General features: G+C 69.1%; 13 protein-coding genes. 11 read left to right on the top strand and 2 right to left on the bottom strand.

All coding sequences use genetic code 11. From position 1 onward, the window contains the following. Positions 1-55 precede the first annotated feature (55 nt). The gene (tilS, locus tag ACIP5T_RS08695; protein ID WP_400862353.1) at positions 56-1042 is read left to right on the top strand and encodes a tRNA lysidine(34) synthetase TilS; all 987 of its coding nucleotides are present in this window, start codon (positions 56-58) and stop codon (positions 1040-1042) included. A gap of 110 nt (positions 1043-1152) precedes the next feature. Here the strand turns inward: tilS and ACIP5T_RS08690 are convergent, their stop codons facing one another. Continuing rightward, positions 1153-1743 (bottom strand): DUF937 domain-containing protein, encoded by a 591-nt coding sequence (locus ACIP5T_RS08690; RefSeq protein WP_400862352.1) that lies wholly within the window; start codon positions 1741-1743, stop codon positions 1153-1155. A 139-nt stretch (positions 1744-1882) separates the two neighbouring features. On the opposite strand from ACIP5T_RS08690, the gene hpt reads away from it, so the two are divergent. The 10 genes from hpt to ACIP5T_RS08640 all read left to right on the top strand — a co-directional run bounded on the left by hpt (position 1883) and on the right by ACIP5T_RS08640 (position 10486). Next, positions 1883-2434 (top strand): hypoxanthine phosphoribosyltransferase, encoded by a 552-nt coding sequence (gene hpt, locus ACIP5T_RS08685; RefSeq protein WP_400862350.1) that lies wholly within the window; start codon positions 1883-1885, stop codon positions 2432-2434. An 80-nt stretch (positions 2435-2514) separates the two neighbouring features. Further along, positions 2515-4515 (top strand): ATP-dependent zinc metalloprotease FtsH, encoded by a 2001-nt coding sequence (ftsH, locus tag ACIP5T_RS08680; RefSeq protein WP_400862348.1) that lies wholly within the window; start codon positions 2515-2517, stop codon positions 4513-4515. Between the two features lie 3 nt (positions 4516-4518). Next, a complete protein-coding gene (gene folE, locus ACIP5T_RS08675; RefSeq protein ID WP_400862346.1) occupies positions 4519-5124 on the top strand; it encodes a GTP cyclohydrolase I in 606 nt (201 codons plus the stop codon). Next, entirely contained in the window at positions 5121-5921 is an 801-nt protein-coding gene (folP, locus tag ACIP5T_RS08670; RefSeq protein ID WP_400862345.1) for a dihydropteroate synthase, read from the top strand. Before folE ends, folP begins: the two co-directional genes overlap by 4 nt. A 3-nt stretch (positions 5922-5924) precedes the next feature. Continuing rightward, a complete protein-coding gene (gene folB / locus ACIP5T_RS08665) occupies positions 5925-6317 on the top strand; it encodes a dihydroneopterin aldolase (protein WP_400862344.1) in 393 nt (130 codons plus the stop codon). Beyond that, entirely contained in the window at positions 6314-6856 is a 543-nt protein-coding gene (gene folK / locus ACIP5T_RS08660; RefSeq protein ID WP_400862342.1) for a 2-amino-4-hydroxy-6-hydroxymethyldihydropteridine diphosphokinase, read from the top strand. Before folB ends, folK begins: the two co-directional genes overlap by 4 nt. Continuing rightward, on the top strand, positions 6853-7332 hold the full coding sequence (locus tag ACIP5T_RS08655) for a DUF3180 domain-containing protein (protein WP_400862340.1): 480 nt from the start codon (positions 6853-6855) through the stop codon (positions 7330-7332). Before folK ends, ACIP5T_RS08655 begins: the two co-directional genes overlap by 4 nt. Then, a complete protein-coding gene (locus ACIP5T_RS08650) occupies positions 7286-7882 on the top strand; it encodes a PH domain-containing protein (protein ID WP_400862338.1) in 597 nt (198 codons plus the stop codon). The genes ACIP5T_RS08655 and ACIP5T_RS08650 overlap by 47 nt, the downstream gene beginning before the upstream one ends. Beyond that, the gene (locus tag ACIP5T_RS08645; RefSeq protein WP_400862336.1) at positions 7879-9789 is read left to right on the top strand and encodes a PH domain-containing protein; all 1911 of its coding nucleotides are present in this window, start codon (positions 7879-7881) and stop codon (positions 9787-9789) included. The genes ACIP5T_RS08650 and ACIP5T_RS08645 overlap by 4 nt, the downstream gene beginning before the upstream one ends. Beyond that, positions 9782-10486 carry a DUF2520 domain-containing protein gene (locus ACIP5T_RS08640; protein WP_400862335.1) on the top strand — a complete coding sequence of 235 codons (705 nt, stop codon included), beginning with the start codon at positions 9782-9784 and terminating at the stop codon, positions 10484-10486. Before ACIP5T_RS08645 ends, ACIP5T_RS08640 begins: the two co-directional genes overlap by 8 nt. Before the next feature lie 19 nt (positions 10487-10505). Here ACIP5T_RS08640 and ACIP5T_RS08635 read toward each other — a convergent pair whose 3' ends face one another. Then, positions 10506-12371, bottom strand: a complete 1866-nt coding sequence (locus tag ACIP5T_RS08635) for a DUF2207 domain-containing protein (RefSeq protein ID WP_400862333.1) — start codon at positions 12369-12371, stop codon at positions 10506-10508. Positions 12372-12403: the final 32 nt, after the last annotated feature.

Genomic DNA, 12403 nt, shown 5'->3' with positions numbered 1-12403 from the left:
CCGCTCAGGCGCGACCCTTGCGCGACGATCTCAGCTCGTGATCTACCGTGGGACTGTGCCCTCGCTCTCACCCGCCATCGCCGAGATCCGCCTCGCCGTGCGCACTGCGCTCGCCGATCTGCCCGAGGGATCGGCCGTCATCGTCGCTCTCTCCGGAGGAGCGGATTCACTCGCGCTCGCCGCGGCGACCGCGTTCGAAGCGCCCAAGCTCGGGCTCCGGGTGGGGAGTCTCACGGTCGACCACGGTCTTCAGAGCGGTTCGGATGCCGTGGCCGCGCGCGCCGCGCGGACGGCGACGGCTCTCGGACTCGACGCTCTCATCGTCCGGGTCGAGGTGGGGGAGGAGGGTGGCCCCGAGGCCGCCGCACGAGACGCCAGGTACCGGGTGCTGAGGGATGCGGCTGCGGATGCCGGTGCCTCAGCCGTGCTGCTCGGCCACACACTCGACGACCAGGCCGAGACGGTGCTGCTCGGCCTCGCCCGCGGATCCGGGGCGGCGAGTCTGCAGGGCATGGCCCCCGTGCGCGAAGACGATGACGGGCTGCGCTGGGTGCGGCCGCTGCTCGGAGCGCGGAGGGAGACGACGCGTGCATTCTGCGCGGCATCCGACCTCGAGGTCTGGGACGACCCGCACAACTCCGAAGAGCGCTTCGCTCGCGTGCGGGTGCGAGACCGGGTGCTTCCCGTGCTCGAAGCCGAGCTCGGCCCGGGCATCGCCGAGGCTCTGGCGCGCACCGCCGAGCAGCTGCGCGAGGACGCCGAGGCGTTCGACGAGATGATCCACGAGACGATCGAGGACATCGTCGAGCATGCCGAGGCCGGCATCTCGGTGAGTGTCGCGGCTCTCGCCGCCAACCCGGCGGCTCTGCGCAACCGGATCATCCGACTCGTGGTCGACAGCGAGTTCGGCGTGAGCCTGACGCGCCTGCAGACGCTCGAGGTCGCGCGGCTCGCCACCGGCTGGTCGGGTCAGGGCCCCATCGACCTGCCTTCGTGCACGGCGGCCCGACGGGGCGGACGCATCGTCTTCACCGCGCGCTGAACGACCGGCATCCCGCACCCGCAGCATCCGCTCGAAGAGACGAGAGAACCCCTGCGGTCCCCATACTCGGAAGGGGATCGCAGGGGTTCGCGGCGAGCGGGCCGGCGGGGCTACTTCTTGCCGCCGAGCAGGCCGCCGAGGATGTCGCCGATTCCGCCGCCGCCCGAGGAGTTGCCTCCACCGAGCAGGCCGCCGAGCAGGTCGCCGATTCCGCCGCCGCCCGACGAGCTGCCGCCCCCGAGTAGGCCTCCGATCACATCGCCGATGCCGCCGCCACCGGACTGCGCCTCTGCAGTCCCGGGCTTCGCGGACTTGTCCTTGGTGGCGTTGGCGATCAGGCCCATCACGATCGGAGCGAGGATCGGGAGGAGCTTGCCGAAGTCGATGCCGGCGGTCTCCTTCGACTCGGTGAGCTTCTGAGTGACCTTCTGCTCGTCGTCGCCGAGGATGTGCGAGACGATCTTGCCGCCGTCCGCCACGTCGATGTCGTCGACCTTCGCGGCCCCGGTCTTGCCCTGGTGGCCCTTGAGCGCGTTCTCGATCGCCGCGGAGCCCTCGGTGGTGGACGCGTTCTTGGCGAGCCCGCCGAGCAGCACGGCACCGCCCTGTTCGACCGCCTCTCTGGCGACGCTGGGGGAGACTCCGAGTTTCGCGGCGATGTCGTCGATCGGGACCTGCGTGAGGATGTCGTCGAGAGCCATGGGTGAATCCTTCCGTCTGCGGGCCTACGCCCGTTCAAGCGCCAGAGTAGTGCGGATGCCGGACGCGCATCCAGAATTCTGGTCGACGATCTGCGGATCCTGTGCGGGAGCATGGGGACGCGTCACCTAAAATCGATCCATGCGCGCCGCGGAGATCCAGGACGACCTTGCTCAGATCCTCGTCACAGAGGAGGAGATCATCGCCAAGCTCGATGAGCTCGCGGCCCAGGTGGCGGCCGACTACGAGGGCAAGGAGATCATCCTCGTCGGCGTGCTCAAGGGCGCGGTCATGGTCATGGCCGATTTCGCCCGTGCTCTGCCCTTCCACGCCCCGATGGACTGGATGGCGGTCTCGAGCTACGGAGCGAGCACCAAGTCGAGCGGCGTCGTGCAGATCCGCAAGGACCTCGACACCGACCTGAACGGCAAGCACGTGCTGATCGTCGAGGACATCATCGACTCCGGGCTCACCCTCAGCTGGCTGCTCGAGAACTTCGAGTCGCGCGGGGCGGAGTCGATCGAGGTGCTCGCGCTGCTGCGCAAGCCGGAGGCCGCGAAGGTCGTCATCGACTGCAAGTACGTCGGCTTCGACATCCCCACCGACTTCGTCGTCGGCTACGGCCTCGACTACGACGAGCGCTACCGCAACCTGCGCGATGTCGCGGTGCTCGCTCCGCACGTCTACAGCTGATCGGGGGCTCGGGCCCGTCGCTACGCCGTGGGTGAACGCACAGCGGCCACCTAGGGCACGCGCGATACGCTGATCCGACCATGGATGTCAAGAAGCTCACTCGGAATCCGCTGATCTACGTCGCTCTGATCGGTCTGCTGCTGTTCGGCGGCTTCCTGCTGATCTCGAACCTCGGCGCGCCCAAGCAGATCACGACCCAGGAGGGGCTGAAGCTCCTCGCCGGCGAGTCCGTGACCGAGGTCGTGAACACCGACGGAGACCAGCGCGTCGACATGACCCTGTCGAAGGCGTTCGAGGGCTCGGAGAACGTGCAGTTCTACTACGTCGACGCCCGCGCCGAAGAGGTGGTCACGGCGATCAACGACGCCGACCCGAAGGACGGCTTCAACGACGCCGTGCCTCGCGCGACCTGGTTCGACGGCATCCTCTCCCTACTTCTCCCCCTCGTGCTGCTCGGCCTGCTGTTCTGGTGGCTGCTCTCGTCGATGCAGGGTGGCGGCAGCAAGGTCATGCAGTTCGGCAAGTCCAAGGCGAAGCTCGTCAACAAGGAGACCCCGACGGTCACCTTCGCCGACGTCGCCGGCGCCGACGAGGCCATCGAGGAGCTCCACGAGATCAAGGAGTTCCTGCAGGACCCGGCCAAGTTCCAGGCCATCGGCGCCCGCATCCCGAAGGGCGTGCTGCTGTACGGCCCTCCAGGAACCGGAAAGACGCTGCTCGCCCGTGCGGTCGCCGGCGAGGCGGGAGCCCCGTTCTACTCGATCTCGGGTTCCGACTTCGTCGAGATGTTCGTCGGCGTCGGTGCCTCGCGCGTGCGTGACCTGTTCAACCAGGCCAAGGAGAACGCGCCCGCGATCATCTTCATCGACGAGATCGACGCAGTCGGTCGCCACCGCGGTGCCGGCATGGGCGGCGGAAACGACGAGCGCGAGCAGACGCTCAACCAGATGCTCGTCGAGATGGACGGCTTCGACCCGAACGCGAACGTCATCGTCATCGCGGCGACCAACCGCCCCGACATCCTCGACCCCGCACTGCTGCGTCCCGGCCGCTTCGACCGCCAGATCGGCGTCGACGCCCCCGACCTGCGTGGGCGCCAGAAGATCCTCGAGGTGCACGCCAAGGGCAAGCCGCTGGCCAAGAGCGTCGACCTCGAGGTCGTCGCCCGCAAGACTCCCGGCTTCACCGGAGCGGATCTCGCGAACGTCCTGAACGAGGCCGCTCTGCTGACCGCACGCTCGAACGCGCAGCTGGTCGACAACCGTGCTCTGGACGAGGCCATCGACCGCGTCATCGCCGGCCCGCAGCGTCGCACCCGCGTGATGAGGGACAAGGAGAAGCTCATCACCGCGTACCACGAGGGCGGTCACGCTCTCGCTGCGGCGGCGATGAACTACACCGACCCCGTCACGAAGATCACGATCCTTCCCCGAGGCAAGGCTCTCGGCTACACGATGGTGCTGCCGCTCGACGACAAGTACTCCATCACCCGCAACGAGCTGCAGGACCAGCTGACCTACGCCATGGGCGGCCGCGTCGCTGAGGAGATCGTGTTCCACGACCCGACCACCGGCGCCTCGAACGACATCGAGAAGGCGACGTCGATCGCTCGCAAGATGGTGCTCGAGTACGGCATGACCACGCAGGTCGGACCGGTCAAGCTCGGCAGCGAGGGCGGCGAGCCCTTCGCCGGTCGCGACATGGGCAGGGGACGCGAGTACTCCGAGAGGGTCGCCGAGCGGGTGGACGCGGAGGTGCGCGCGCTCATCGAGCAGGCTCACAACGAGGCGTACGAGGTCATCAGCGCCAACCGTGACATCCTCGATCGCCTCGCCCTGTCGCTGCTCGAGGAGGAGACCCTCGATCACAACCAGATCGCCGAGATCTTCACCGAGGTCAAGAAGCTCCCCGAGCGTCCGCTGTGGCTCTCGAGCGAGGACCGCCCCGTGTCGGAGCGGCCTCCGATCGAGGTGCCGAAGAAGGACGTGTCGCTGGTCGCGTCGGTCGAGGCGCCCACGTCGGCTCCCCGCACGCAGCCCGGATCGGCGGGAGCCGGCCAGGCTCGACCAGCGACGGCCTGACCCGTGTCTGTCGACCGCGCGCGTGTCGAACGGCTCACCAGGGAACTGCTCGAGGCGATCGGCGAAGACCCCGATCGTCCGGGGCTGAAGCAGACGCCGACGCGCATGGGCGACCTCTATGCGGAGTTCTTCGCGGGCGTCGGCGAGGATGCAGCGGCGCCTCTCGCGCACACGATCAGCGTCTCCCGAGGCCCCGCCCCCGACACGCTTCCGTCGGGGGCCGTGCTGTTGAGGGACATCCGCTTCCGTTCGGTGTGCGAGCACCACCTGCTGCCGTTCGCGGGTCGCGCGCACATCGCGTACCTGCCGGGTGAGCAGGTCGTCGGACTCGGCGCGCTCGTGCGCGTCGTCGAGATCCTCGCCGGTCGCCCCCAGGTGCAGGAACGCCTCGGAGAGCAGATCGCAGACACGATCGCCGAGCACCTCGACACCCGTGGTGTGCTCGTGGTCCTCGATGCGAGCCACGGCTGCGTGACCATGCGCGGTGGACGGCAGCCGGAGGCATCGACGCTCACGATCGCCGCTCGTGGCGAATATACCGAGCCGATCGCCCGCGCCGAACTCATCGCGCTGATCGGGTCGTCGGGCCCCGGGGCGGCGCACGGATGACCGGCATCTGGGGCATCGTCAACGTCACGCCCGACTCGTTCAGCGACGGCGGTCGGTATCTCGACGTGGATCGGGCCGTCGAGCACGGGCTGCGGCTGCGGGCGGAGGGCGCCACCGTGCTCGACGTCGGCGGCGAGTCGACAAGGCCGGGAGCCGAGCGAGTGGGCGCCGAGGTCGAGCAGGCGCGCGTCCTCCCCGTCATCGAGCGCCTCGTCGCTGAGGGCGCGCCCGTGAGCGTCGACACCATCAACTCCTCGACCGCCGCAGCAGCCGTGCGAGCAGGGGCGCGGATCGTGAACGACGTCTCCGGCGGGCTGGCCGACCCCGACATGCTCGCAGCGGTCGCCGAGTCCGGCGCCGACTATGCGATCGGCCACTGGCGCGGCTTCTCATCCGACATGTACGCGCATGCCGAATACCGCCGTGCCGCCCGCGAGGTCGCGGGGGAGCTGCACGAGCGCATGGGCGCGGCCGCGGCATCCGGCATCGCGCCGTCGCGCCTGATCCTCGATCCGGGGATCGGATTCTCGAAGAAGGGCGATCAGAACTGGGGTGTGCTGCGCGGACTCGACGAGATCGTCGCCCTGGGGCCCCGGGTGCTCATCGGAACCTCTCGCAAGCGGTTCCTCGCGGAGACCCTCGGCGCGGACCCGGCGACGGTCTCCGAAGCCCGACGCGACCTCGCCACGGCCGTCACGAGCGCGCTCGCCGCTCGCGCCGGGGTCTGGGCAGTCAGGGTGCACGATGTCGGCGCCACCCGCGATGCTCTGGCCGTCGTGCACGCCTGGGAGGGATAGACCATGGATGTCTTCGACGAGATCGTCCTGACGGGACTGACCGTGTTCGGTCGGCACGGCGTCTACGCCCACGAGCGCGAGGACGGCCAGGAGTTCACGATCGATCTCCGCCTCAGGATGCCGCTGAACGTCGCCGCGGCATCGGACGACGTCGACGACACCGTGCACTACGGAGAGCTCGCCGAGAAGGTCGCCGAGGTCGTAGCGGGCGAACCGGTGAACCTCATCGAGACGCTTGCAGAGCGCATCGCCGCCGTCGCGCTCGCCGACCCTCGGGTGCACGCCGTCACCGTCACGGTGCACAAGCCGCACGCCCCGATCGCGCTCACGTTCTCGGACGTCGCCGTCACCGTGCACCGTGCGCGGCAGCCGTCCGCCGAGGAGGCACAGCGATGAGTCGAAATCTGGCCAACCCGCCGAGTCTTCCCGGCCCCCGACCCGGGCGGGAGGAAGCCGTGGCCGTCGTCGCCTTCGGCGCGAACCTCGGCGATCGCGAGGACACGATCCGCGCCGCAGCCGAGCGCATCGCACGGCTGCCCCTGGTCAGGGACGTGCGGCTGTCGTCGCTGTTCGAGACGGTGGCGCTGCGGCTGGACGGGCCCGATCCGGAGGCTCCCGGATACGTGAACGCGGTCGCGCTGGTCACCACGCGCCTCGCCCCGTCGATACTTCTCGGCATGCTGCACGCGATCGAGGACGAGCACGGACGCGAGCGTCATGAGCGCTGGGGCGATCGGACCCTCGACCTCGATCTGATCGCATACGGCGAGGAGTCGGCCGACGGCGACGGCGGCCTGCAGCTGCCGCACCCCCGTGCCTTCGAGCGGCTGTTCGTGCTCGAACCGTGGCTCGAGCTCGACAGTGACGCCGTGCTTCCCGGCAGGGGTCGCGTCGCCGAACTCGTCGCCGACCTGCGTCGGCGGGAGAACTCATGAAACGCACCTCGCTCGGACTTCTCGTCGTCCTCGCCGTGCTCGCCGCGGCCGGGGGGTTCGTGCTCGACCATGTGCTGACGACGATGGGCCGCACGACGTTCACCCCCTCGCTCCTGCTGCCCGTGCTGCTGCTGCTCATCGCGGCGGCCTCGCTGGGGGTCGCCTGGCCGGTGCGCGCGAGCGTTCGCAACGGCATCCGCATCGATCCTTTCCGCGCGACCCGCGCGGTGACCCTCGCCCGCGCGTCCAGCCTGGTCGGGGCGATCATGGCCGGTTTCGGCGCGGGGCTTCTGGCGTTCCTTCTCTCCAGGCCGATCGATCCCCCGGTAGGGTCGACTGTGGCGATGGTGGCACTGATCGGAAGCGCGATCGTGCTCGCGGTCGTCGCGCTCATCGCCGAACAGTTCTGCACCCTGCCGAAGGATCCTGATGACTCAGAACCCAGAGATCGAGCCGGGGACCCCGGCACCGCTTAGTTCGGCGGAGGTCACAGACCTCGCGGCCCTCGACCAGGGCACATACTCGCAGCTGCGCACCGCTCGCAATGAGGCGCGGCTGGAGCTCGACGGCACCTGGCATCAGATCTCGCCGCGCTACGTGGTCTCGCAGGTGCTGCAGAATCTGATCTTCATCGCGTTCGTGCTGGCCGCAGCCCTCGTGCTGGCGCTGGTGCTCGACCAGACCTGGGTGTGGATCCCGGCAGGTGTCATCGTGCTCATCACACTGATCACGCTGGTCATCCTTCCCCGGCAGGCCAAGGCCATCGGGTACATGCTCCGCGACGACGACATCGTCTTCCGCAAGGGCATCCTCTGGCAGCGCATGATCGCCGTGCCGTACGGCCGCATGCAGCTCGTCGACATCACGCAGGGGCCCCTCGACCGTGCCTTCGGCGTCTCCCAGCTGAAGATGGTCACGGCCGCCGCGACCACAGGCGTGCAGATCCCCGGACTCGCGCAGGCCGCCGCCGAGGCGCTGCGCGACACCCTCATCGCCGTCGCCGAGACCCGCCGGACGGGCCTGTGAGCGAGCAGCCTTTCGCGTCGCCCCCCGCGGCGCCCGCCGACCCCGCGGCGCGGGCGGCGACGCTCGCCGACGGCGAGTGGCACCGGATGCACCCGCTCACCCCGCTCTTCAAAGGCGGGCTGGCGCTCATCATCATCGCGGGTATCGCGATCGCCAACCTGCGCGATCGGCTCATCGCCTGGTTCGTCGCGATCTTCACTCCCGAGGAAGTCCACTACGACGACTACTCGGGCGGCGATCCCGTCGACTGGGTGTTCGAGAACAACCTGCTCATCGTCGTGCTGCTCAGCGTGCTGGCGCTCGTCGCCGTGCTCGTGCTCGTCTTCTGGTTCGTGTGGCGATTCCAGCAGTTCCGGATCACCGGCGATCACGTCGAGGTGCGCAAGGGCATCGTCTTCCGCTCTCACCGCCGCGCTCCTCTCGATCGGGTTCAGGGCGTCAACCTCACCCGTCCGTTCCCCGCGCGCATCATCGGGCTCGCGAAGCTGGAGGTCGTCGGTGCGGGCACCGACTCCAACGTCGAACTCGAGTACCTCGCGACTCCGCGCGCTGAGGCGGTCCGGAGCGACATCCTGCGCCTCGCTTCGGGTGCACGCGCAGCGAGGCTGACCGCCGCGGATGCCGCATCCGGGGTGCGGCCGTCGGACGCTGCGGGCCCCGGCTCCGGCGCGCCGGGTTCGGCGCGAGCACAGCTCGTCGGGTCGATGAACGCAGGGGTCAACGATCTGATCAGCGGCGTCGACCTCGCCGATGTCGAACCCGAGAGCGTGGTCAAGATCCCGACGGGACGTCTGGTCGGATCGCAGCTGATCTCGAGCGTGCTCTGGTTCCTCTTCTTCGCGATCATCTTCGGCGTGGCTGTCGGGGGCATCGCGATCGGCTCGTTGATCGACGGAGATCCGATCGGCGGGTTCCTCGGTCTCGGCATCACGCTGGGCATCGGGATCCCGATGGTCATCGCGATCGTCGGAATCACGTGGGCGCAGATCTCCAAGTCGCTGCGCTACTCGATCGCCCCGACCCCTGACGGCGTGCGCATCACCTACGGTCTGCTGACGACCGTCACCGAGACGCTGCCCCCCGGGCGCATCTTCGCCGTGGAGGTCACGCAGTCGCTGCTGTGGCGTCCGTTCGGCTGGTGGACCATCAGGATCAACCGCATGAGCGGCAAGAGCGCCGCGCAGCAGTCGTCGGGCTCCGCGCAGCAGTTCAACGTCGTGCTGCCGGTCGGCAAGCGCGCGGATGTCGAGAGGGTGCTCGCGCTGATCCTGCCCGATGCTCCGGTCGCCGACATCCCGCTCGTCTGGGAGCACGGCATCCTCGGCCCTGTCGAGGGCGATCCCTATCGGACGATGCCGCGGCGTGCCTGGTGGCGCAGACCCGTGTCGTGGAAGCGCCACGGCTTCGCGCTGACCGAGTTCGGGCTGCTGCTCAGGCGAGGAGTCGTCTGGCGCAAGCTGGCCATCTTCCCGCTCGCACGTCTGCAGGGTGTGTCGCTCTCGCAGGGACCCATCGACCGCGCGCAGCGTGTATCGGGTGCGCAGGTGCACTCCGTGCAGGGCCTCATCACGGGGTACCTGTCGGGTCTCGAGCGCGATGACGCTCTGTACCTCCTCGACGGCGTGAGCTCGGCAGCGGTCGCCGCCGCAGCGCGCGATCACACCCACCGGTGGGGCGAGTACGTGACGGATGCCGAGGGAGCGCAGGTTCCCGGGTACCCGACCGCGGCGTCCGACCCCGCGACGCCTCCGCCTGCACCTCCGGTGGCTCCGCCCGCGCCTCCGGTTGCTCCGCCCGCGCCTCCGGTTGCTCCGCCCGCACCTCCGGTTGCTCCGCCCGCACCTCCGGTTGCTCCGCCCGCACCTCCGGTTGCTCCGCCTGCACCCCCGGTTCCGAATGGTGACTGATCCGTCGCGCCGTGACGGGCGACTCGGGGTCGGCATCATCGGCGCCGGGCGGGTCGGGCCCGTCGTCGGCGCGGCGCTCGCCGGCGCAGGTCACGCGGTCACCGGAATCACGAGCGGGTCCGACGACGATCGAGCGTCGGCGGTGCTTCCCGGCGTCCCGATCATCGACGCGCTCGAAGTCGTTCGTCGCAGCGAGCTGGTGATCATCGCGGTTCCGCATGATCAGCTGTCGCCGCTGATCGCCGGCATAGCCGAGGTCGGAGGCTGGCAGCTCGGCCAGCTCGTGCTGCACACCGATCCGGCGTACGGCATCGAGGTGCTGCGACCGGCGGCTGAGAGCGGTGCGATCCCGCTCGCGGTGCATCCGGCCATCACATTCACAGGCACGTCCGTCGACCTGCGACAGCTGCAGGCCGGATACGCAGCGGTGACGGCACCCGCCGCCGTGCTGCCCATCGCTCAGGCGCTGGCGGTGGAAATGGGATGCGAGCCGGTCGTCATCGCCGAGAGCGATCGAGCCGCCTACGCCGACGCGATCCAGACTGCGACCGAGTTCTCGAAGTCGATCATCGCGCAGTCCACCGCGAGGCTCGGCGAGATCGGAGTCGAGAATCCCGGCGGATTCCTATCCGCCCTGGTGCAGTCGACGGTCGAGCGAGCTCTGCGCGAAGCGTCGAGCGAATCGCCGCTGCTCTGACCTCGTCGGTCGTCTGAGGTCAGCGACCGCCTGAGAATCCGCCGCCCCCGCCACCGCCTGAGAATCCGCCGCCGAAAGATCCGCCGGCGCTGGACGAGCTGCTGGCGCTCGGCGCCGAGTACGTCGCGGAAGCATGCGAGGAGGCGGCGAACGCGATGAGCTGACCGTGGACGAACGGTGTGCTGGGGTCACCGATCCACGTCGCCCCGCGCTGTTCGAAGGCGTAGACGTGCTCGAGCAGGGCTCCCCACTCGTTCTCCATGCCGAACAGCATCGCGTAGGGGAGCAGGCGCTCGTAGACCACGATCACGTTCGCACTGCCGTCCTGCCGACGCTCGGCGCCGGAATACGACTGGAGCATCTGCAGCCGATCGGCTTCGGCGACGCGGATGAACTCCCGCACGCCCATGAGGTACTCGTACTGCCGAGCGCCTTCGGCAGAGAGGACCGTGTGGCGCGAGAAGCTGTAGAAGGACGACAGGAAGACGAGCAGCGCGCCGAAGGCGATCGCCACGAACGCGGGAATCGCCGTGACCCTCCCCGCGATGATCCCAGACATGCCCAAGCCGAAGCCGACCAGCACGATGGCGATCGCGCACCACTGCACGATCATCGCGCCCCTGCTGCGGGCCTTCGTGGTGAGCCCGCGCGAGACCGCCGCCTCGACGCCGTGCTGCGACAGGGTCTTCATGCGAGCGGCGAACTCCTCGCTCGAGTCGGGGAGCTCGGCGACACCCGCGGAGTCCGCGCCGGCGAACAGCGCGTCCAGCGCCTCGACATCGAGCTGGTCGGGGATCCGGCCACCCGGAAGGCGCCGCAGCCGTGGCTGTTCGGCGTCTGTTCCCTCTTCGATGCGGAGCGTGCCGCGCACAGCGAGGTGGATGATCTCGGCCGGGATCGGGTCTTTGGCTCCGGGCACGATTGCGGCGGCGAGAAGCGGCGGCAGGGAGTCCGGCACGTCGTACTGGGCCACGATGATACCGCTCGCCTCGCGCCGGTTCCTCTTGAAGGCCGAGACGGCGAACCAGCTGGCGACAGAGAGCCCGAGTCCACCGAGCGCGGCGACAGCGGGCACTGTGTCGGTCACGGGGTTGGGCTGCCGAGCCGAGGGCTGCACCGCGGTGTTCGACTCGAATCCGACGGCGATCGTGATGCCCTCGCCGGGTGACAGCTCGCTCGCACTGACACTGACCTCAGAGCCGTCGGAGGACGCGATCAGATCGCATTCGTCTGTCGAGCCCTGGTAGCCGGCATAGCAGCGCGCCTCGCCGGTCATCCGATCCGACATCGTCTCGTCGAACGCGACCTCAGCGTGGAAGTCCTCGATGCGCTGCGTGCTGTCGAGCGGGAGCAGGTCCCAATAGAACTCGTCGACGCCGGAGTCGGCGGCGAGGATCACGTCGCGCATCTCGTATTCGATGACGTAGGTCGTGAGTCCGCGCACGTAGTCGTCGTCGCCGGTGAGGATCAGCAGCAGTCCATCCTCGTTCTCGGTCTCGTACGGCACATCGGCGCCGGTCTCGTCGGTCACGGACAGCACACGCGGGTCGAGCCACGCATTCTCATAGCTGGTCGGCAGTCCGCGGACGATCCCCTTGTTCTGGTCGATGTCGGGGAATCGCGCCGTGAGGGTCTCCGTGACGTGCATGCGGGCGCGCCCGTCGTCGTCGAGCCCCACCTCGTAGCGCGCGTCCCACGACGCGTACGCGAAGTCGTCGACATCCCCCTCGGCGGTGGTCGCCGTGTCGGCGTGCGTCCGGGAGTGCGGTGCCGTCGTCGCCGCGTCGACCGGTGCGGCAGCCGAGGCAGCAGCTGCCGTCGTGCACACCGCCGTCGCGGCGAGGACGATCGTGACGAGAGCGTGGGCGAGTCTGGAGGCTGCCATGCTTCGAGGCTACCCAGACTCGACCGCGGGGT

Origin of the sequence: Microbacterium sp. NPDC088619, from assembly GCF_044752825.1 — a bacterium.
In the GTDB taxonomy this organism is placed as follows: Bacteria; Actinomycetota; Actinomycetes; order Actinomycetales; family Microbacteriaceae; genus Microbacterium.
The sequence above is the reverse complement of the archived record's forward strand: the minus strand, read 5'-3'. Positions and strand labels throughout refer to the sequence as shown.